At 69.9% G+C, this 18963-nt stretch carries 19 protein-coding genes and 1 pseudogene; 5 read left to right on the forward strand and 15 right to left on the reverse strand.

What is annotated here, in order from left to right; all coding sequences use genetic code 11:
- Window positions 1-113 precede the first annotated feature (113 nt).
- A complete protein-coding gene (locus JRI60_RS27450) occupies window positions 114-1562 on the forward strand; it encodes a hypothetical protein (protein WP_239469752.1) in 1449 nt (482 codons plus the stop codon).
- Here JRI60_RS27450 and JRI60_RS27455 read toward each other — a convergent pair.
- From JRI60_RS27455 to fabZ, 9 genes are all read right to left on the reverse strand, one after another.
- Window positions 1559-2635: an inorganic phosphate transporter gene (locus tag JRI60_RS27455; RefSeq protein ID WP_239470848.1), complete on the reverse strand. Its 1077-nt coding sequence runs from the start codon at window positions 2633-2635 to the stop codon at window positions 1559-1561. The genes JRI60_RS27450 and JRI60_RS27455 overlap by 4 nt on opposite strands.
- A 2-nt stretch (window positions 2636-2637) precedes the next feature.
- The gene (locus JRI60_RS27460; RefSeq protein ID WP_204218842.1) at window positions 2638-3048 is read right to left on the reverse strand and encodes a phosphopantetheine-binding protein; all 411 of its coding nucleotides are present in this window, start codon (window positions 3046-3048) and stop codon (window positions 2638-2640) included.
- Window positions 3045-3701 carry a nitroreductase family protein gene (locus JRI60_RS27465; RefSeq protein ID WP_204218843.1) on the reverse strand — a complete coding sequence of 219 codons (657 nt, stop codon included), beginning with the start codon at window positions 3699-3701 and terminating at the stop codon, window positions 3045-3047. Before JRI60_RS27465 ends, JRI60_RS27460 begins: the two co-directional genes overlap by 4 nt.
- A gap of 14 nt (window positions 3702-3715) precedes the next feature.
- Entirely contained in the window at window positions 3716-4456 is a 741-nt protein-coding gene (locus JRI60_RS27470) for an SDR family oxidoreductase (RefSeq protein ID WP_204218844.1), read from the reverse strand.
- A gap of 178 nt (window positions 4457-4634) precedes the next feature.
- Entirely contained in the window at window positions 4635-5804 is a 1170-nt protein-coding gene (locus tag JRI60_RS27475) for a beta-ketoacyl synthase N-terminal-like domain-containing protein (protein ID WP_204218845.1), read from the reverse strand.
- Entirely contained in the window at window positions 5801-7081 is a 1281-nt protein-coding gene (locus tag JRI60_RS27480) for a beta-ketoacyl-[acyl-carrier-protein] synthase family protein (RefSeq protein ID WP_204218846.1), read from the reverse strand. Before JRI60_RS27480 ends, JRI60_RS27475 begins: the two co-directional genes overlap by 4 nt.
- A complete protein-coding gene (locus JRI60_RS27485; protein ID WP_204218847.1) occupies window positions 7078-8136 on the reverse strand; it encodes a beta-ketoacyl synthase N-terminal-like domain-containing protein in 1059 nt (352 codons plus the stop codon). The genes JRI60_RS27480 and JRI60_RS27485 overlap by 4 nt, the downstream gene beginning before the upstream one ends.
- A complete protein-coding gene (locus JRI60_RS27490; protein WP_204218848.1) occupies window positions 8133-9338 on the reverse strand; it encodes a beta-ketoacyl-[acyl-carrier-protein] synthase family protein in 1206 nt (401 codons plus the stop codon). Before JRI60_RS27490 ends, JRI60_RS27485 begins: the two co-directional genes overlap by 4 nt.
- A complete protein-coding gene (gene fabZ / locus JRI60_RS27495; RefSeq protein WP_204218849.1) occupies window positions 9335-9802 on the reverse strand; it encodes a 3-hydroxyacyl-ACP dehydratase FabZ in 468 nt (155 codons plus the stop codon). Before fabZ ends, JRI60_RS27490 begins: the two co-directional genes overlap by 4 nt.
- A gap of 131 nt (window positions 9803-9933) precedes the next feature.
- On the opposite strand from fabZ, the gene JRI60_RS27500 reads away from it, so the two are divergent.
- Together JRI60_RS27500 and JRI60_RS27505 are read left to right on the forward strand one after the other, a co-directional pair.
- Entirely contained in the window at window positions 9934-11643 is a 1710-nt protein-coding gene (locus JRI60_RS27500; RefSeq protein WP_204218850.1) for a radical SAM protein, read from the forward strand.
- Window positions 11640-12395: an SDR family NAD(P)-dependent oxidoreductase gene (locus tag JRI60_RS27505; protein WP_204218851.1), complete on the forward strand. Its 756-nt coding sequence runs from the start codon at window positions 11640-11642 to the stop codon at window positions 12393-12395. The genes JRI60_RS27500 and JRI60_RS27505 overlap by 4 nt, the downstream gene beginning before the upstream one ends.
- A gap of 52 nt (window positions 12396-12447) precedes the next feature.
- Here JRI60_RS27505 and JRI60_RS54625 read toward each other — a convergent pair whose 3' ends face one another.
- From JRI60_RS54625 to rtcA, 5 genes are all read right to left on the reverse strand, one after another.
- Window positions 12448-12582, reverse strand: coding sequence for a hypothetical protein (locus JRI60_RS54625; protein WP_275439004.1), 135 nt, complete (start codon window positions 12580-12582; stop codon window positions 12448-12450).
- A gap of 25 nt (window positions 12583-12607) precedes the next feature.
- Window positions 12608-13606 (reverse strand): hypothetical protein, encoded by a 999-nt coding sequence (locus JRI60_RS27510; protein ID WP_204218852.1) that lies wholly within the window; start codon window positions 13604-13606, stop codon window positions 12608-12610.
- A 35-nt stretch (window positions 13607-13641) separates the two neighbouring features.
- Complete coding sequence (locus JRI60_RS27515) at window positions 13642-14826, reverse strand: hypothetical protein (protein ID WP_204218853.1); 1185 nt, start codon at window positions 14824-14826, stop codon at window positions 13642-13644.
- Between the two features lie 60 nt (window positions 14827-14886).
- Window positions 14887-15336, reverse strand: coding sequence for a MaoC family dehydratase (locus tag JRI60_RS27520; protein ID WP_204218854.1), 450 nt, complete (start codon window positions 15334-15336; stop codon window positions 14887-14889).
- 64 nt (window positions 15337-15400) lie between these two features.
- On the reverse strand, window positions 15401-16474 hold the full coding sequence (rtcA, locus tag JRI60_RS27525) for an RNA 3'-terminal phosphate cyclase (protein WP_204218855.1): 1074 nt from the start codon (window positions 16472-16474) through the stop codon (window positions 15401-15403).
- A gap of 67 nt (window positions 16475-16541) precedes the next feature.
- Between rtcA and JRI60_RS27530 the strand changes: the two genes are divergently transcribed.
- Window positions 16542-17789: an SLC13 family permease gene (locus JRI60_RS27530; protein ID WP_204218856.1), complete on the forward strand. Its 1248-nt coding sequence runs from the start codon at window positions 16542-16544 to the stop codon at window positions 17787-17789.
- Between the two features lie 141 nt (window positions 17790-17930).
- Window positions 17931-18077 (forward strand): annotated as a pseudogene (locus tag JRI60_RS53575) (NUDIX hydrolase); the annotation flags it as partial.
- 28 nt (window positions 18078-18105) lie between these two features.
- On the opposite strand, the gene JRI60_RS27535 reads toward JRI60_RS53575, so the two are convergent.
- Window positions 18106-18933 (reverse strand): hypothetical protein, encoded by an 828-nt coding sequence (locus tag JRI60_RS27535; protein ID WP_204218857.1) that lies wholly within the window; start codon window positions 18931-18933, stop codon window positions 18106-18108.
- Between the last annotated feature and the right edge of the window lie 30 nt (window positions 18934-18963).

An 18963-nucleotide genomic window follows, 5' to 3' on the forward strand; every position in this document is an offset into this window, starting at 1 on the left:
CAATCCCTGACATGAAATCAAATGCCTGGGAATGATTGATGCGTGGCCGTCCTCTTGGATCGGGAGTCTGATTTTACGTCAAAGCTTCCGATTCGAATTCCGAGAGGTGCCACATGCCAACCCGCCCCCAGTGGCTGTCTCTGTTGCTCCCCGGTTTGTTGTTCTTCTCCATCCTTGGCGGAACCCCGCGCGATGCCGACGCGCGCCCGAGGGAGTGCAGGAAGTGCACGCCGGATGGCGGTTCGGACGCCGGCACCGGCTACGACGCCGGCACTCCGGACGCCGGCACGGGCTCCGATGCCGGTACCGGATATGACGCGGGCACGGGCTACGACGCGGGCACTCCGGACGCGGGCACCGGCTCCGATGCGGGGACGCCTCCTCCCACGAGCTGCCTCGCCGAGCCGCTGCTCCAGTCGCTCGGGAAGGACCACGTGCTCGTCGGCGCGCAGACGGACAGCGTCGTGGCCGGACTGGCACCATTCGATGTCCGTTACATCTATCTCGCGGGCGGCCTGTTCGACAGCACGCAGCCGTGCACCTCGTGCCAGACCTGCACTTCCGCCGGACAGTCCTGCTCCAATTTGAATCTCAGTGGGTGTGGTTGGTGGGCCTGCTGGCAGTCGGATCTGCTCCCCCCGGGCCAGTACCTGCGCGACTTCATCACGCAGACCACCACCCTGGGGCAGATCCCGATGATCACCTACTACGAGATGCTTCACGCCAGCCGCGCGGCGGAGGGCTCCCAGGAGGTCGCCAAGGCGCAAGACGTTGCATTGATGCAGCGCTACTTCAATGACTGGCGTTTCGTCTTGAAGCAGATTGGGAATTCCACTGCATTCCTTCACATCGAGCCAGACTTCTGGGCCTACGCCCAGCAGGTGAACACGAATCCCCACCTGATTCCGGCGGCGGTCGCCTCGGCCAACCCCACGGACTGCACGGGCGTGGAGAACAGCATCGCCGGCATGGGCCGCTGCATGATCTCCATGGTGCGCCGGTACGCCCCCAACGCCCGCGTCAGCCTGCATGCCTCGGCGTGGGGGACGAAGGTGGACGCCATGATGAACCGCTACCCCACCTTCGACGTGGAGTCAGAGGCACGCAAGGTGGCCGACTTCCTCCTCGAGTGCGGCGCGGGCTCCGGGGATTTCATCGTGGTGGAGACGAGCGACCGCGATGCCCAGTGGTACCAGGTGACGACGGGGACGGACCACTGGTGGGACCCGACCAACGCCTCGCTCCCGAACTTCCGTCAGGCCTTCCGGTGGTCCAAGGCGCTCTCGGAGCGCATGGGCCTGCCCAACCTGTGGTGGCAGATCCCCGTGGGCAACATGTCGCTGCCCGGCTACACCCAGCACTGGAAGGACAACCGGCTGGACTACTTCCTCGACCACCCGGGCGAGGTCGCCGCCTCCCACGGGCTCGGGATGATCTTCGGCGCCGGGGAGCAGGCCCAGACGAACCCCTCCACCGACAACGGGCATCTCCTCCAGCGGGTGAACGAGTACTTCTTCACCGGGGGACAGCCAGCCTGCCCCAACGTCAGCACCGCTCCCTAGCGCGTCAGCACGAAGGCCACGGCCGAGGAGAGCACCGTGGCCACCGGCAGGGTGATGACCCAGGCCAGGACGATGCTCGCCACCACCTTCCACCGCACCTGCCCCGTCACCGCCCCGAGCCCGAACAGCGCTCCGCAGGACACGTGCGTGGTGGAGACCGGGACGCCGAAGCGCGAGGCGCCCAGGACCAGCACGGACGTCACCAGGTTGGCCGCGAAGCCCTGGCCATTGTTCATCTCGGTGATGCCCTTGCCCATCTTCTCCGCCACGCGGCGGGCGCTCAGGATGGCTCCCACGGCCATGACGCCACCGACGAGCGCCACGCCCGAGCGCAAGCTCAACACCTGGGCCGCCATCAGGAGGGCGACGATCTTCGGGGTGTCATTGAGCCCACGGGCGAACGAGACCGCGCCCGCGCTCAGGTAGTGCGCCGCATCCAGCGCCTGCTGCGCGGGGATGGCGAGGACCGTTCCCAGGTAGCGCTCCTGCTGCACGGCCACCGCGACGGAGGCGGCTCCGCCCGGCGTTCCCGAGGCGGACACCCATTGCTCCTCCACGAGGACACAGGACTCGCGGCCTACCCTCAACAGGAGGCGCAGCCGACGAAGCAGCGGGTAGAGAATGGAGATGAGCGCCGTCCCGAGCAGCGGCGACACCAGCAGTGGCAGAAAGAATTTCGAGCCCAGGACGTCGAAGTGGACCGTCCCTCCCATCACCAGCCCGGCACCGATGAGCGAGCCCGTCAGCGCATGGGTCGTGGAGATGGGATAGGACAGTTGGGTGGCCAGGAACACGGTGGAGGCCGTTCCCAGGGCAACCGCGCCCACGAACCTCGGGGAGCCCACCAGCGTGTCCGGGACCAGTCCCGCGCCCGTGAAGGTCTTCACCAGCTGCTCGGACAGAAACAGGGCGGTGATGGAGCCCGCGAGCGTCGTCACCGTGCCCCAGCCGAGCGCCCGCTTGTAGTCCGTGGTGCCGCTCCCGAAGAGGGTGGCCACGCCCTTGAAATTGTCGTTCGCACCGTTGGTGTACGCGACGAACAGGACGGCCAACAGGACGAGGATGAGTGTCATGCTCACGCGGTGCGTCCCTGACGCTTGGCCTCGGCCAGGTTCACGAACGTCCGCACCGAGAACAGCGCGAGGATCTGCACCGGCCGCAGGCCCGGCTTGATGCGGTCCGCGGCCTCGGGCATCAGCTCGCGCAGCCGCGCCAGGCCCGCCTCGGAGATGACTCCCGCCGGGGCGAACTCCTCGTCCGTCATGTCCCCGCGCGCCGCCCGCTCCATCTCCCCGCGCGTGATCTGGATGCCGAAGGCGCGCTCCAGCTTGAACACGATGTCCAGGAAGTCGAGCGACTCGGCCCCCAGGTCCTCCATCAGGTTGTGCTCGGGCAGCACCTCGGAGACATCCCGGGCGAGCGCCTCGGCGATGACCTCTCGAACCACCTGCACCACGTCCTTCTCGGCCTGCGCGGGCTGCGTCATGGCGTGTCCCCTCCTCCGGCTGTGTCCTCGAACCAGTTCACCACTCGCTCCAACCCCTTGCGCGGCTGGCGCTTCGGCTCCTCCGCGGGCCACCCCAGCGCGATGGCTCCCACCATCCGCCAGGGCTCGCGGATGTCCAGCAGCGCTCCGATGCGATCCTTCGCCACCATCGGCCCCGCCATCCAACAGGCTCCCAGGCCCTCCGCATGCGCCTGGAGCAGTATCGTCATGCACGCGGCGCTCGTGGAGCACAGCTCCGCCTGCATCGCGCTCGCGGTGTGGAAGTCCTTCGGGTTGGCGCCCCCGGACTCCAGCAGGTTGGCGATGAGATCCGGGTACTCGCGATACTGCGGCACCACGATGGCCGCCGCGCTCTCCAGCGGCTCGTGGAAGAAGTCTCCGTAGTTGCCGAAGTCCTCCGCGTGGTGGCCCCGGCGGATGATCGCCTTCATCTCCTCGGCCCGCTCTCGCACCGCCGTGGCGATGTCCCGGCGCCCGCTCGCGCTCGTCACCACCGCGAAGCGCCACGGCTGACGGTTGGTGTTCGAGGGCGCCGTCGTCGCGGCCTCCATCACCCGCTCCAGCACCTCGCGCCCCACCGGGTCCGCTCGGAAGGCCCGCACGCTGCGGCGCGTGCTCAGCCACGACAGCATGTCTTCTCCGGTCCTCATTCCAGCTTGAACCCTCCGTCCACGTTCCACACCTGCCCGGTGACATAGCTCGCATCCTCACCGCACAGGAAGGCGACCACCCGCGCCACCTCCGCCGGGCGGCCCAGGCGACGCAGCAGGATTCGGCGCTTCAGCTCATCCGGCGCCAGGGCTTGGAGATCGGACGTCATCCCCGTGTCGATGAGGCCCGGGGCGACCGCGTTCACCCGGATGCCTCGCGGGGCCAGTTCCACCGCCAGGGCTCGCGTGAAGGACTCCACCGCCCCCTTCGAGGCCGCGTAGTTGCTCTGTCCCCGCCCGGGCCGCTGCGCTCCCACCGACGAGAGCGTGACGATGGCTCCTCGCCGCCTCCCCACCATCCGGCGGCTCGCCTCGCGGCAGCAGTTCACCACGCCGTCGAGGTTGATTCGGAGCACGCTGTCGAAGTCCTCGGGCTCGCTCGCTCCCAGCAGCGTGTCCCGTGTGATGCCAGCGTTGCACACCAGCACCGAGGGCTCTCCGAGCGTCTCCTCGAGCTTCCGGAACATGTCGGCCACCTCGGGGGCGGAGGACACGTCCGCTCGCAGGGCACAGGCTTCCACCCCGAGCTCACGGATCGCATCCACCGTCTCGATGGCCTGGACCTCGTTGCGCAGGTAGTTGACTCCCACCGCGTGGCCTCGCTTCGCGAGCTCGAGAGCCACGGCCTTGCCAATGCCTCGAGATGCCCCGGTGACGAGCGCTACGGGTCGAGTCATGACACCGCCTCCTCCCTCTCCCTCTGGGAGAGGGTCGGGGTGAGGGTCAGTCGCAACTGGGGCACCTGTTCCCCTGTGTACGGCCAGTGGTTCCAGGTCCGCGGGTCTCGAGCAAAGACCCTCACCCTAGCCCTCTCCCAGAGGGAGAGGGGACTTGCGACGGATCCAATCTGATTCCTCATGGAACCTCCACACGCACGACTCCCGCGAGCCCCGGTGCTCCGACGGATAGGGCCAAGGCTTGACGGGCCGCCGTCTCCTCGGCCTTCGTGAGGGGCCTCAATCGCCCCGGTGCTGGTTCGCGCAACCCCGCCACCGGAGGCAATACACCCCGGCGCAGGCAGCTCGCCAGCGCGATGAGCTGCACCACCGGAGCCGATGCGCCCAGTTGCCCCATCGCCGAGGCCGTCGCCGTCAGGAGCTGCCCCTCCGGAACGACCCGCGCGAGCGCCTCCCGCTCCGCCGCATCGAACGTCGCGTCCGCGCGTCCCGCTCCATCGATGACCTGTATCCCGGGCCTCACCAGTGACGCGGCCACTCTCGCGAGCGTCTCCACCCGAGACGCCCCCTTGCTTCCATCCGCCCCATCCGCCGCCTCGGCCCACGCCAGCGCCCGAGTCCCCGCGCGCTCCACCGGCTCCAGCACCACCGCAGCCGCGGCCTCGCCTGGGACGAAGCCCGCCGAGCGCATGCTGTACGGGGGCTCCAGCGACTCCAGGCTCGCGCGATTCGCCGCGCCGCTCGCGCCCAGCTCCACGAGCACCTCGGGCTCCAACAGCGTGTCCTCCGTGAGCACGATGGCCACGTCCACCGCTCCGGCCGCGAGCGCCCTCTGCGCCGACGCAAGTGCCTGCGCCCCCGCGTTCGCCCCTCCGAAGGTCATCCCCTCCCCGCGCGCCTTCAGCGCCACGGACACCAACGCGTGCGCGTTGTTCGACAGGTGTTGCAACATCCAGAACGGGTGCAATCCCTCCAGGCCGCGCTTCCAGGCCTCGCGGCCGTCCGGCGCCTGCCGTTCGAGCGCCGGCATCATCTCCTCCCAATGCGCGCGCAGCCCGCCGAAGCCCGCGAAGAGGCCCACCCGATCGCCGCCCCGGACTCCAGCCTGCTCCGCCGCCTCGCGCGCCACCTCCAGGGTGAAGCGCCCCATCCGGCGCAGGAAGCGGCCCTCCCGGGAGCGTGACGGTTGGACTCCCACGGGCGCCACCAGCCGGCATGCGTACGCCTCGGCCTCGATGCCCTCCGGAGGCCGGGCCGCGCGTTCTCCCGCGAGCAGCCGCGCCACGCCCTGCTCCACCGTCACGCCGAGCGGCGTCCTCCACGCCCAGCCCGTCACCGCCGCCTTCATGAAACCCTCCCGAGTACGAGCGTGACGTTCTGGCCGCCGAAGCCAAAGGAGTTGGAGAGCACGTAGGCCACCCGCGCCGACCGGGGCATGGGGCCGATGATGTCCAGGTCGCACTCCGGATCCCGCTCCAGGAAGTGCGCGGTGCCCGGAAGCAGATCGCGCTCGAAGGCCAGCAGGCACGAGGCGAGCTCCACCGCTCCCGATGCCGCCATCAGGTGCCCCACCGCGCCCTTGATGGAGCTCACGGCGACGGTCTCCGCGTGCGAACCGAGCGCGCCCCGGATGGCCTTCACCTCGGCCGGGTCATTGAGCGGCGTGCCCGTCCCGTGGGCGTTGATGTAACCCACCGCCTTGGGAGACAGGCGCGCGTGGCGTAGCGCGTTCTCCATGGCACGCCGTGCGGAGGCTCCGTCCGGCCGGGGAGCCGTCACCCGATAGGCGTCCTGCGTCCGTCCCCAGCCGAGGATGCGCGCCAGGGGCCGCGCCCCACGCAGTTGCGCATGCGCCTCGGACTCCACGACGAACATCGCCGCGCCCTCGCCCACCACCAGTCCGTCCCGCCGCCGATCGAAGGGCCGGCATGCGTCCGGGGCATTGCGCGGGGATGGCGCTCCCAGCCGCGACATGCCCCCGATGCCGAGCGGGTTCACCATGGAGTCCGTGGCACCGCACAGCACCACCGAGGCCTCTCCCCGCTCGATGAGCGCGGCGGCATGCGCCACGGCGAGCCCTCCAGCTGCACAGGCGGAGACGTGCACCGTCGTCCCACCGCGAAGCCCGAGCAACCGCTGGAGGGCCTCGGCCGCGAGATCGAGCCTCGCCCGGAAACGCACGGGTGGCAGGGACGCGGCTGGCTCACGGTCCCAGTGGATGCGGCCCTCGTCGAACAAGGGACCGAAGTCCTCGAGGAAGGCCTGTTCCAGCCCGAGCGCCACCGAGAGGGACGCCTCCCGTTCCCCGGGGCCGCACCGGGCGCTCCGCCAGGCCTCCTCGGCCGCGAGCAGTCCGAAGACGAGCTTGCGATCCCGGAGCGCACCGCTCGCCCCGAGCTCATCGAGCAGCCTCGCTCCAGTCTCAAGCGACGACAGCCGCTCGCGCAGTGAGTGTACTTCGAGGGGAGGCACCTCTCCCGCGACCTGGGTGGGAAACGTGCGTGCGTCGAAAGCGCGGATGGGGCCGACCGCACCGCGCCCCTCCACCAGTCCATCGAAGAACGCCGAGGCCCCCACGCCAAAAGCGGACACCACCCCGACACCGGTGACGACGGCGTGTCTCATGGTGCCACCCCCACCAGCTCCACGAGCCCCACCTCTCCGTCCACACCCAGCGAGAGCACCTGGACTCGGCGTGCCCGTCCTCCCACCAGGAGATCCACCGCCGCCGCCCACGCCAGCGCCGGAGACGCGGCGAGTGCCTCGCCCAGCACCCGCACGGTGTCGAAGACCTGAATCCCCAGGCGCGCGGCCTCGCTTCCGAGCGTCCCGGCCAGCATGGGTCCCCAGGCCGCGGTGAGGACGGCATCCACCGGGCCGTGGGCGCCAGCGAGAGCACCCGAGAGCCTCTCCATCGGGATCACCTCACATCGCTCGACATGGGCGAGCGCGGGCTCTTCCCGCCGGGACGAGAGCGCGAGCAGTCCCGCGCCCTCACCCGGAACCAATCCCCGCCCGGTGAACCCCTCCCGCCCCAGCTCGGCCCAGGTCACCGGGTGCAGGGCGGAGTCCGCGCCTCCCGCCAGGGCCCGCTCGCACTCTCCACTGGCCACGGTCGCCAGCCCCTCGCGCAGGGCTCGCACCGTCCCGGCCCCTCGCGAGAAGAAGGCACCATTCGGCCCTCCCACCCCCTCCAGGATGGCCCCGTGGCAGAGCGTGAAGTTGTTCATCAACTGGAAGGCGAACAGCGGGTTGCATGCGGCGAGCCCCTCGCGGCCGAACCGCTCCATCGAGAGCGTCCCACCCTCGATGCTGGCCCGGAGCATGGCCGTCAGCTCGTCCATCGTTCCGCCCGACGCCCCCACCCCAAGGAAGGCGCCGATCTCCTCGTGGCCCTCGCTCCAGTGTGCATCGCGAAGGGCCTCACGCATCACCACCGCCGCCAGCCGCGCCCCGCGCGACATGAGCTTCCGCTGGCGTCCATCCCCCGCGTCCTGAGAGGGCGCGAACGGGGGAACCTCGGCCGCCTCGACTCCGGGGTGCGTGGCCGCGAGCGCATGCGTGGTGGAGCGCAGGGGCTTCCCCGCGAGCACCGCGCCTCCGAGCCCGCGCCACCCCACGCCGAAGGCGCTCACCGCGGCCGCACCGACGACGGCCACCCCGGGCGGAGTCCCCGTCATGCGAGCCTCCGGACCACAAGGCTGGTGTTCGCCCCGCCGAAGGCGAATGCGTTCACCAGCGCGGTCCCGGCCTCCTGGTGCACGGCTTCTCCCATCACATGCGGGAGCTCGCAGTCCGGATCCGGCGTCTCGAGCCCCGCGCTGGGCAGCATCCGCCCGCCCACCACCGCCTCGTACGCGCAGACGAGCCCGAGCGCCCCGGCACCGGCCACCCAGTGCCCCAGCGCCCCCTTCACGCTGCCCACGCGCGCCCTCGTCAGGCCGTCCCCGAGCACCGCGCGGAGCGCCTTCGCCTCGACGGGATCATTGAGCGGCGTGGAGGTGCCATGCGCCTGCACATAGTCCACCGTCTCCACCCCCGCGTCCCGCAGCGCGGCCGACATGGCCCGCCGTGCACCATCCCCCTCGGGGTCCGGCGCGGTGAGGTTGTAGGCATCGAGCGAGCGCCCCACTCCGGCGATCTCCGCCCGTGCCTCGCCGCGCTCGACGGAGAGCACCACCATGGCGGCGCCCTCGCCCACCACGAAGCCATCCCTGCGAGCATCGAAGGGGCGCGAGCACCCCTTGGCGCTCAGGATGCCCAGGTGTCCGAAACCCGCCAGCATCAGCGGATCCACGTCCGCGCCCACACCGCCGCACAGGGCCACGTCGCAGAGGCCGAGCCGGAGCGCCCGCACCGCCTCGATGATGGCCGCGCTACCGGAGGCGCAGGCCAGGGACACGGTCTGCGCCGGGCCCCGCGCGTCCCACTCCCCCGCCAGTGCCGAAGCCACCGCCGCCGGAGACACCACCGAGGCATCGATCCGCTCCGCGAGCGCGGGAGCCCGAGCACCGAAGCGGAGGTGCTCGAACGTCCGTCCCCCCCCCGCCGCCCGAGCCAGCTCGCACACCGTGGCGAGCGTGGCCCGTCCAGATTCCGCGCCAATGAAGACCCCGAGCCGCTCCGGCGCGACGGATACACCCGCCCGCGTCCAGGCCTCCCGCGCCGCGCGCCGGGCCAGCCCCATCCGTCGGTCCGGCCCGTCGAGCTCCGGGTCGAGCACGGGAGCGCCGACGGTGCAGGGAAAGCCCTCCACATCGAAATGAGTGATGGGTCCGATGGCGCTCCGCCCCGCCGCCAGCGCGTCCGCGGTGGAAGGCCAGTCCCGGCCCAGGGCGGAGACCACGCCCACCCCGCGGATGAAGACGCGCCGGGCGCTCACGGCTCCTCCGAGGAGCCGTGGAGCCACACGTTGAGGACCTCGCGGCGTTTGGCGATCAACGAGGCGTGCTTCACCTGCGCGAAGGCGAACGTCAGCTCGGCCTCGGCGACGAGCTGCTCGTCCACTCGGGCGAACGCCCGCACCTGGCCGCCGTCCTCGCTCGCGGTGAGCCCCTTCGCCTCCAGGAGCATCTTGTCCCCCGGCCGGACGAGCCGCCGGAACTTGGCGCGCTCCACCGACACCAGCAGCGCGTGCAGGTCCGAGCGGCCCCGCGTGCGCATCGTCGCCTCCAGCAGGACGCCGCCGAGCTGCGCGAGCGACTCGAGGATGAGCGCGCCGGGCATCACCGGGTGCCCCGGGAAATGGTCGACGAAGACGTCATCGGCGAGCGAGACGCACTTGACGCCCAGGGCCCGCTCGGGCGGTTGAAGCTCGGAGATCCGGTCCAGCAGCACGTAGCGCATGCGGGGCAGGGAGCATAGGCGCCCTCGCGAGCCCCGCCCAGGGGGCTTCTGATGCACGGAACTCCTTGACCCGGTGAGGGGATGCCGTGCCTTGATTCGGCCCTCCCTACCCAACGTCCCCTGGAGCCTCGATGGACTGCACCACCTGCGGACCCACGCCCACGCCTCGGAAGGACCGGCCCCACACCTTCCTCCTGCACGAGATGTCCCGGTGCCCGACCTGCCGGACCGAGGTGGAAGGCCGCGTCGTCCTGCGCGACGAGCAGGTCTACTCGCTCCAGCACTGCAACACGTGTGGCCCGTCGGAGCTGCGCATCTCCAACGACGCGAAGGCCTACATCCAGTCGTTCCTGGCTCGGGGCGAGGTGCCGGAGGGACTCCAGGGCGATCACATCTTCAAGCACACCACCTCCACCTGTCCCCACTGCCTGTCGCTGGTGCGCGCCGAGGTGGTCATCCGCGAGGGACAGGTCTTCTTCAAGAAGACGTGCGAGAAGTGCGGCCCGTCCGAGGCGCTCGTCTCGGAGGATGCGAAGTACTACGTGAAGGCCTACTCCTTCGCGCGCGCCGGCACCGAGCCGCTGAAGTTCGCCGCCGAGGTGAAGCACGGCTGCCCCACGGACTGTGGAACGTGCGGTGACCACGAGCAGCACACGTGTCTGCCCATCGTGGAGATCACCGACCACTGCAACCTCGAGTGCCCCATCTGCATCGTCAACAACCAGTACGCCAACCACCTGGACCCCGAGGTCTTCCGGAGCATGGTGGACACGCTGGTGCGCAACGAGGGCCAGTGCGAGTCGATCGCGCTCTCGGGCGGCGAGCCCACGAGCCACCCCAAGCTGTTCGAGCTGATCGAGATCGCCAACCGTCCGGAGATCGGCCGCGTGGTGGTCATCACCAACGGCCTGCGGCTGGGGAGGGACCGGGCCTTCGCCGAGCGCCTGAAGGAGACGGGGGCCTACGTGGGCCTGCAGTTCGACGGTTTCACCGCCGACACCCACGAAAAGATCCGCGGCCGGGACTTGTGCAAGGAGAAGGCTGCGGCGCTGGCGATGATCAAGGAGCTGAAGCTGCCCACGCAGCTCATCTTCGTGGCGACGCGCGGGGCGAACGAGCACCAGATCGGCCAGATGGTGGAGCTGTTCCTCTCCGAGGACCACTTCCTGTCGCTCAACTTCCAGCCGGCGGCCTTCACGGGCTTCGGAGGCGGGCGCTTCCCGCATGACCCGATGGACCGGCTCACCATCCCGGGCGTCATCAAGGCCATCGAGGAGCAGACGCAGGGCAAGCTGAAGATGAGCGACTTCTCGCCCCTGCCCTGCTCGCATCCGCAGTGCGTGTCGCTGACGTACCTGCTGCGTATGGATGATGGCAGCTACATGCCGTTCGGTCGCTTCGTGGACTTCAAGCAGCACGGCACGCTGCTGCGCTCGTCGGCGACCCTGGGGGCCTCGCCGGAGATCCATGACGCGCTCAGCGACGTCATCCACGACGTGTTCGCCCGGCAGGACGAGGTCGAGCGCGGCCCGGAGGTCCTCAAGGCGCTGCGGCGCTCGCTGGACGTGATGTTCCCGGACCGGCCGGTCTCCGCGAAGGAGGCGGTGCGGATCGGCGAGCAGCAGGCCAAGTCCATCTTCCTGCACCACTACATGGACCGGCACGACTTCGACCTGGAGCGGCTGCGCAAGTGCTGCCACCACTACCCGCAGGTGGACGGGCGCATCATGCCGGCATGCGGCTTCAACATGTTCCACCGTGGCGCCGCGAAGGGGCCCGAGACACCGACCGCCCCCTGGGGCAAGAAGCCCTGGTCGATGCCGCTCCCGGTCCTGCCATGAGCACCCAGAGCGGCCGATTGCTGGAAGGGCGGCTCGCGCTGGTGACGGGCGGCTCCCGAGGGCTGGGCCGGGCCATCTGCCTGTCCCTGGCCCGCGAGGGAGCCTCCGTCGCCTTCAACTACGTGCGCGCGGACGCCGAGGCGGAGAAGACGCTCGCGGCGCTCCGGGAGCTGGGCGCTCGGGCGTGGGCGTTCAAGGTGTCGGTGCTGGATCGCCCCGGCCTGCAGGAGATGGTGCGCACGCTGGAGAAGGAAGCCGGCGTGGTGGACGTGCTCGTGAACAACGCGGGCATCGGCCAGGTGGTCCCCCTGGCGCTGATGGAGGAGGAGGACTGGGACCGGATGATGGACGTCAGCGTGAAGGGGGCGTTCCTGACGTCGCAGGCGGTGATGCGGGGAATGGTGCGCGAGCGGAGGGGGCGCATCCTCAACATCAGCTCGCTGGCCGGGGTGAAGATGATGCAGGCGCCGGTGCACTACTGCGCGGCGAAGGCGGCGATGAAGGGCTTCACCGAGGGGCTGGCGAAGGAGCTGGGGCGCTACGGCATCACCGTGAACTGCCTGGCGCCCGGCGTGCTGAACGAGGGTGTGAGCCACAACCTGCCCGACAACCGGCTGCAGGAGTTCCTCCGGCACTGCGCGCTCGGGCGGGTGGGCACGGTGCAGGAGTGCGCCGAGGTGGTGACCTTCCTCGTCTCGGACCGCAACAGCTACATGACGGGCAGCACCGTCGTGCTGGACGGAGGCGTGTGACGATGGGCGAGGAGAATCCGCCGTCCCCGCTGCCCTTTCCGACGAGCCTCTGTCACCGCTGTGCCGCGCCGCCGAAGTACGTGCGGACGAAGACGTCCACGTTCATCCTCTGCCCGCTGCTGCCGAACAAGTACCCGCCCCAGCCGGTGCTCAGGTGCCCGCTCTTCCGGCCGAAACCACCAGACACGGAGAAGTAGCGAGCCGCCGGAGGCTCAGGCGTCGAGGCGCTGCATCTCGCGCGTGAGCTGGGACTCCAGGTCTCGGATGTTCTTGTAGACGAGGCAACGGTAGCTCGCGACGTCGAACCGGAGCTCCTTGACGTCGCGCACGAGCAGGATCGTCGGCCGCCCCCGGCCCCACGCGTAACCGACCTCCAGGTACACGTTGGGATTGGCCATGGAAAGATCGGCGATGACGACCTTCGCGGTGTCGATGCGCTCCTTGATGCGCTCGATGATCGCCCCCTCGAAGACAGCCTGGTCCACGCGCTCGCACAGGAGCCCCGCTGACTTGACGGGCCCCTGGATGCCGTAGTGGTAGACGTCCTCCAGGTCGGGCTCGAAGGGCATCGCGACGAAGGCGTGGGGCTTGGCCAATGACTGCGCACCCGCCGAGGCCAGGGACGGTGCCTGGACGACCTGATTCATGCGCTTGACGCGGAAGCCCCACCCCACCGGGAGCTTCTCCACGCCCGGGCTGCCTCCGAGTCCCCGCTCCAAGGCCTTGCGCAGCCGCTCCGCGCGCCGCGGATGCAGCTCCACCACGGTGATGCGCTCGAGGCTCTGCGGCCCGGCACCTCGCAGGAAGGCCTCGACGAGCCCTCCGACGAGCGCGAGCGCCGCCTCGTCCTCATCGAGCCCGTAGTTCGGGCCGTGGATGGTGCAGGCGACGTGGCGGATGCCGGCGCGCGACTCGAGCGCCTTGAGCGCCCGGGCCGAGAACTGGCGGATCTCGTGGTAGCCGAAGTGCCCCAGGCGCACGGTACCGAGGAAGAGGGCCAGGGGCGCGCCGATGGTCCCCCGCGTCTCGACGAAGAGTTGATCTCCGACGGGCACCTTGAGCTGCGACATCGGGATGCCCACCGCGTCGAGCCGCAGCGCCACCGCGTTGTCCGCGCCGTAGAAGCTCTGTGCGTGCTTGAGCAGCACCACGTCCGCGCGAGTGGTCGTGATGTCTCCGGCTTCCAGGACGACGTCGAGGGCGGCACTCATGGAGGTGGAACTGTAGGAGGCGGAGCGCCCGGCGCTCAAGGCGTGGGCGAGCCCGCCACCGGGGCCTTGGCGCCCGTATCGGAGCTGGAGGGCTTGGGCCAGAAGGTGACGGTGCCCTTGTCGGACAGCGACGCGAGGAGCTTCTTCGTCCTGGCGTTCCACAGCTTCGCCACGGGCTTTCCCGCGTCGTCACTGGCGGTGAGGAGCACCCAGTCGCCACGCACGAAAGCGGAGAGCGCGCCGCTCAGCGCGAGGCCCTCCGGCTCGACGAGTCCCTTCGCTCCCTGCATCCGCACCGGCCCGGACAGGAAGGCCAGCTCCGTGCTCTCGTCCTGCCAGAGGTACAGCAGGCCTCCCGCGGTCTCGAGCTGCTGCCAGCTCCCCGACTCCGACGGCGGAGGCAGGGCCGTCAACTCCGCGAGGACGGCGGAGTCCTCGGGGACCGGAAAGACCTTGTCGCGGGACAGGGACTCGAGCTTCCCGGCGGTGGGCATCATCGCGTCATACGCATCCAGGGCGCGGTAGCCCGCGGCGTAGTCCCACTCGAAGGACGAGCTCTTCGTCTCGAAGCGCTTCCACGCGCCGCCCTCCTGACGGAAGGCGTGCGTCAGGCCTGGCATGCCATCCAGGGCGAACTCGTACCGCTGGCCCTCGAAGACGAACTCTTTCTTGGCGTCCTCGCCCTTGCCGACCGTCTCCACCTTCAGGTGCGAGGGAGCACCTTCCTCCTCGCCGTAATAAGGGTCCTCCGTGAGCGCCACCGCGCGGCCCTCGGCGTCGAAGCCGAGCGTGCCGAAGTTGCCTGGCGTGGGGAGCGACAGGGGCGAGCCCGTCCCCGTCGCGAGGTCCACCCGCCAGGCCTGGGCCCCCTTCTCCATCGGCACGGAGACCAGCGCCTCCTTGCCATCCCCCTTCCACGCCACCTGTACCGAGTCGCAGGAGGAGGGAACGGTGAAGACGACCTTCGGCTCACCCGGCGGGGTGTGCTGCACCCAGCGGCACTTCTTGTCGGCCGAGGGCTCCAGGTACGAGAGCGTGGTGTCGGAGACGGGCGCCGGAGTGGGAGCGGGCGCCGGCGCGGCGGGCTTCGCGGCCGAGGCGGTGGGAGTGGCGGGGGCCTGGGCCGGCGGAGCGGCCTCCTTGTCCTTGCTCGACTTGCAACCGACGAGCAGCAGCCCGGCGACGAGCGCGTGGCTCCAACGATGGTGGGCGATACGCATGATGGGAGTCCCCCTTTTTCAGAGCCCCGACGGGCGTGATGCGCGGACGATACCCCATCCTCACGTCGCCGAGGGACGGCGGCGGAACAGCGCGATGGCGATCTCGGTCATCACCAGCTCGCCCTTCTGGTTGCGCACCTCCATGCGCATCTTGACGGAGCCCCGGTCCGGCTTGCTGCGCGAGGGCGTGGACTCGAACACCTCGAGGCGCGGGGAGATCGTGTCCCCGGGCCGCACCGGGAGCAACCAGCGCAGCTCATCCAGCCCCGGCGAGCCCATGCTGGAGGAGTCGCCGATCAGGGACTTCACCAGCAGTCCATGGCAGATGGAGGCGGTCTGCCAGCCGCTCGCGATGATGCTCCCGAAGATGGAACGGCGGCCGGCCTCCTCGTCCAGGTGGAAGGGCTGGGGATCGTACTTCCGCGCGAACTCGAGGATCTCCTCGCGCGACACCTCATACGACCCGAGCTCGAACCGCGTTCCCACCTGGAAGTCCTCGAAGTAACGCATGCACTCCTCCGAATGTGTCGGATCCAAGCATGCGCGCCCTCGAATGGCACGACCTGTGTGGAGGTCAGGCCGGAGCGACCTCGACCTCGCCGCCGGGCTCCACCGTCACCCGCACCGGCAGGAAGCGCTCGATGACCCGCGCATGCGTGGTGAGGTGCTCCGTCACACGCGCTGTCGTGTAGCGCGTCGTCCTGGGTGACGCCGCGCCCAGTCTCCCCGCCGCCAGCAGCGCCGCGGGCAGGAGGATCTGATCCCCGAGGTGCTCGTCCAGCGCGCCCCCGCTCTCCATGAAGCGCGCCACCTCCTCGGCCGCCTCGCGCCCCACCTCCTCCGCCGGACGTCCCCGCTCCCCCAGCGCCGTGAAGCCGGCGAGGGTGTTCTCGAACTGCGCCAGGATGAATGTCACCGTCCCCACCGAGCGCGTCGTCGGCAGCGGCCGGTTCTCCGCGTGGGCGTAGATGCCGCGCTCGCGCAACGCCGCCACCGCCGCCTTGGACTGCCGCTCCGCGATGCCGAAGGACAGTCCGCCCGCGAACGAGCTCACCGAGAGGTCCCTCAACGTCCCTCGCGCCAGCAGCTCCACCCGGCTCGGGGGCTCCCGGACCGGCTCCACCTCTGCGATGAACTCCCCCGCCCCCTCCGGGTAGAAGCCCGCGTGCACCAGGCGCAACGAGGCGTTCAGCCCATACGCCCTCGCCACCGGCTGCCACACCCCCACGAGGTAGTGGTAGCTGGGGCTGTGAGGCAGGTGCGTCCCCCCGCGCAGGGTCAGCGAGCCGCCCCCCGCCAGAGCCAGGGGGTAGAAGAGGCACTGGAAGAGCAGCGGCGTGCTGCCAGCGGTGCCCACCTCCAGCAGGTAGTCACCCGCCCGCACCGGCCCTGGCTCGAAGCGCAGCTCCGAGGCCCCCACCGCCGCGCCCTCGCCGCGTCCTCCACTCAAGGCCTCCGCGCCCCGGACACAGGCCAGGTGCTGGGGCCTCAACCCCGGGGGCTGGCGGTTGGCGCGCACGCGCGTCATGTGGAAGGGCCGCCCGGTGATGAGCGACAGCGACAGCGCCGAGCGGAGGATCTGCCCTCCCCCCTCGCCCTCGCTTCCATCGAGCTCCACCGGTCCCTCGTGCCGGTCAACGCCTGCCATGCCCCTCCCCGTCCGAAGAAAGATGGGCGCAGCGTAACAGAACGCTTTCGACTACTGTCCGCCCGCCGTGGCCCTCGCCATCTTCCTGTTCACCTACGTTTTCATCGCGGGTATCCGCCTCCCTTATCCGAAGCTGGACCGTCCTGGAGGCGCGCTCGTGGGCGCCGTCCTCATGGTGGTGGCCGGCATCGTCGCGCCCGCCGAGGTCTTCAACTACAGCTCCGACCCCGCCCGGCACGCCGTGGACATGGACACGCTCGTGCTCCTGCTGGGGATGATGCTGCTCGCGGACTACCTCTCGCAGGCCGCCTTCTTCCGAGCGGCCGGCGCCTGGGCCCTGCGCAAGGCGCATACGCCCCGGCTGCTGCTGGTGGCCGTGGCCTGCATCAGCGCCTTCCTGTCCGCCTTCCTCGTCAACGACACCATCTGCCTGATGCTCACCCCGCTGGTGCTGGTGGTCGTCGAGGAGGCGCGTCTGCCGCCCATCCCGTACCTGCTGGCCGTGTGCATGGCCTCCAACTCGGGCTCGGTGGCCACCTTCACGGGCAACCCGCAGAACATGCTCATCCAGGGCGCCTCGCAGCTGCCCTATGCGCAGTTCGTCGCCTACATGGCGCTGCCGGCCGTGCTCTCCACCGCCGTGGTCGTCGTGTCGCTCCTCTACTTCTTCCGCAAGGAGCTGTCCCGCGAGCGCTTCGAGGTGCACCCGCCCCCGCCTCCGGTGGACCGGCCGCTGCTGGGGCTCACGCTCGTCACGATCCTGGGCGTGGTCGCCGCCTTCTTCGCCGGCCTGCCCATGAGTTGGAGCGCCCTCACGGGCGCGGCGGTGGTGATGACCCTGGCCCGCCGCCACCCGCGCCAGGCCATCGAGCGCGTGGACTACGTGCTGCTGCTCTTCTTCGCCTGCCTCTTCGTCGTGGTCTACGGCGTCAACAAGGCCGGCTGGGCCGATGACATCTACCGCGTCTTCTCGCCCTTCATGTCGGGGCCACCCTGGCGCGAGACGCTCGGCTTCGCGGGGCTCACGCTGGTGGCCTCCAACCTCTTCAGCAACGTGCCCTTCGTCATGCTGGCGCGCGCCTGGGTGCCCACGCTGCATGATCCGGTGCTCGGCTGGCACGTGCTAGCGCTCGGCTCCACCCTGGCCGGCAACCTCACCCTGGTGGGCAGCGTCGCCAACCTCATCGTCTTCGAGGCAGCGCGCGGCAAGGCCGACATCAGCTTCCTCGGCTACCTGCGCGTCGGCATTCCCGTCACGCTCATCAGCTTCGTGCTGGGGCTCGCGGTCCTGCTCGCGGAGCACGCGCTGTTCTAACCACCATGGACTTCAGGCTGCTCACCCTGATCTTGCTGTGCACCAGCTGCGTGTCACAGACACCGCTGCCCGGCCGGGGGATGAACCTGCGCTACACGCCGCTCGAGGCTGCGGGGCCTGCGTTGGCCGAAGGGCCGAGGCTGGATCGGCTACACCCCCGAAGCCCATCAGGAGCGCTCCGAGCGGGTTATCGCAGCGCTCCTCGCCACGCCGCCACCACCCGGTTGGCGGCCACTCGGTCCCGACGATGAGCTGCTCCGCACACTCTTGCCTGACGAGGAAGTCTGACCGGCTGCACGTCTCTCACCCGTAGCGACTACGGATCCGGATCCGGCAGTTCTCCGGGCGCCAGCTCGGGCTCGGGGGGCTTCGTGGGCGGCGGCGGCTCGCGACCTGTCGTATGCACGCTGTCCGGACCGTCGCCCTCGACCAGCGGCGCGCCTCCCTTGCGATCCTTCGGGCTCAACTCCTCGGCGAACTGCCCCGCGAGCACGTCCAGCATCTCCGTGATCTGCTGGCGGAACAGCGTGGGCTCCTTGCCCACCTTGAAGGGATCCAGCGGCTCCGCGCCCTCCGCCACCCGGTCCACGCGGAATGGACGGCGCCAGAACTCCGCTCGCCCCTCGAGCTTGAACATCCGCGCATAGCCCTGGATGTACGGGCCCGCACGCCCCTTCTCGCTCCGCATCCCGTATTCCTGGATGACGAACTCCACCACCGTGTCCACGCCCAGCCGTGACAGCAGGTCGTAGTCCGGGGCGTTCGCCGGCACCTCCTCCACCAGGAAGCTCTCCAGTACCGTCGCCACCCGCGCCGGATCCACCGTGTTCATCCACGGCCTCTCCTCCAGCGGCAGCTGCCGGAACGTGTTCACCCTCAGCCGCTCGGAGACCTCGAAGCGTGTCACCGCCGCGGCCAGCTTCGCCTGCAGCCGACGATCCGCCTCCTTCGGCTCCAGCTTCTTCAGCTTCTGCTTGTACGCGTCGTCCTCCTGGAACACGAGGCTCCGCGGGCCGGCCTCGATCTCGATGCGGGAGATGAAGGCGGGCCGCTTCACCCGATCCAGGTCCGCGCCGGCCAGACGCTGCGAGGCGCAACCCGCCGTCAGCAGCGCCAGGAATACGAGGAATGAGTTTCGCGCCATTCCTCACACATACAGCAGTTTTCCGCTTCC

Source organism: Archangium violaceum, assembly GCF_016887565.1.
GTDB classification, from domain to species: Bacteria; Myxococcota; Myxococcia; order Myxococcales; family Myxococcaceae; genus Archangium; species Archangium violaceum_B.

Bases quoted from the DNA above. Each gene is read 5' to 3' on its own strand.
- JRI60_RS27505 (WP_204218851.1), top strand. From the start codon at position 11,640: ATGAGCACCCAGAGCGGCCGATTGCTGGAAGGGCGGCTCGCGCTGGTG.
- JRI60_RS27455 (WP_239470848.1), bottom strand. From the start codon at position 2,635: ATGACACTCATCCTCGTCCTGTTGGCCGTCCTGTTCGTCGCGTACACC.
- JRI60_RS27460 (WP_204218842.1), bottom strand. From the start codon at position 3,048: ATGACGCAGCCCGCGCAGGCCGAGAAGGACGTGGTGCAGGTGGTTCGA.
- JRI60_RS27510 (WP_204218852.1), bottom strand. From the start codon at position 13,606: ATGAGTGCCGCCCTCGACGTCGTCCTGGAAGCCGGAGACATCACGACC.
- JRI60_RS27515 (WP_204218853.1), bottom strand. From the start codon at position 14,826: ATGCGTATCGCCCACCATCGTTGGAGCCACGCGCTCGTCGCCGGGCTG.
- JRI60_RS27485 (WP_204218847.1), bottom strand. From the start codon at position 8,136: ATGACGGGGACTCCGCCCGGGGTGGCCGTCGTCGGTGCGGCCGCGGTG.
- rtcA (WP_204218855.1), bottom strand. From the start codon at position 16,474: ATGGCAGGCGTTGACCGGCACGAGGGACCGGTGGAGCTCGATGGAAGC.
- JRI60_RS27470 (WP_204218844.1), bottom strand. From the start codon at position 4,456: ATGACTCGACCCGTAGCGCTCGTCACCGGGGCATCTCGAGGCATTGGC.
- fabZ (WP_204218849.1), bottom strand. From the start codon at position 9,802: ATGCGCTACGTGCTGCTGGACCGGATCTCCGAGCTTCAACCGCCCGAG.
- JRI60_RS27475 (WP_204218845.1), bottom strand. From the start codon at position 5,804: ATGAAGGCGGCGGTGACGGGCTGGGCGTGGAGGACGCCGCTCGGCGTG.
- JRI60_RS27520 (WP_204218854.1), bottom strand. From the start codon at position 15,336: ATGCGTTACTTCGAGGACTTCCAGGTGGGAACGCGGTTCGAGCTCGGG.
- JRI60_RS27450 (WP_239469752.1), top strand. From the start codon at position 114: ATGCCAACCCGCCCCCAGTGGCTGTCTCTGTTGCTCCCCGGTTTGTTG.
- JRI60_RS27500 (WP_204218850.1), top strand. From the start codon at position 9,934: ATGGACTGCACCACCTGCGGACCCACGCCCACGCCTCGGAAGGACCGG.
- JRI60_RS27535 (WP_204218857.1), bottom strand. From the start codon at position 18,933: ATGGCGCGAAACTCATTCCTCGTATTCCTGGCGCTGCTGACGGCGGGT.
- JRI60_RS27465 (WP_204218843.1), bottom strand. From the start codon at position 3,701: ATGCTGTCGTGGCTGAGCACGCGCCGCAGCGTGCGGGCCTTCCGAGCG.
- JRI60_RS27480 (WP_204218846.1), bottom strand. From the start codon at position 7,081: ATGAGACACGCCGTCGTCACCGGTGTCGGGGTGGTGTCCGCTTTTGGC.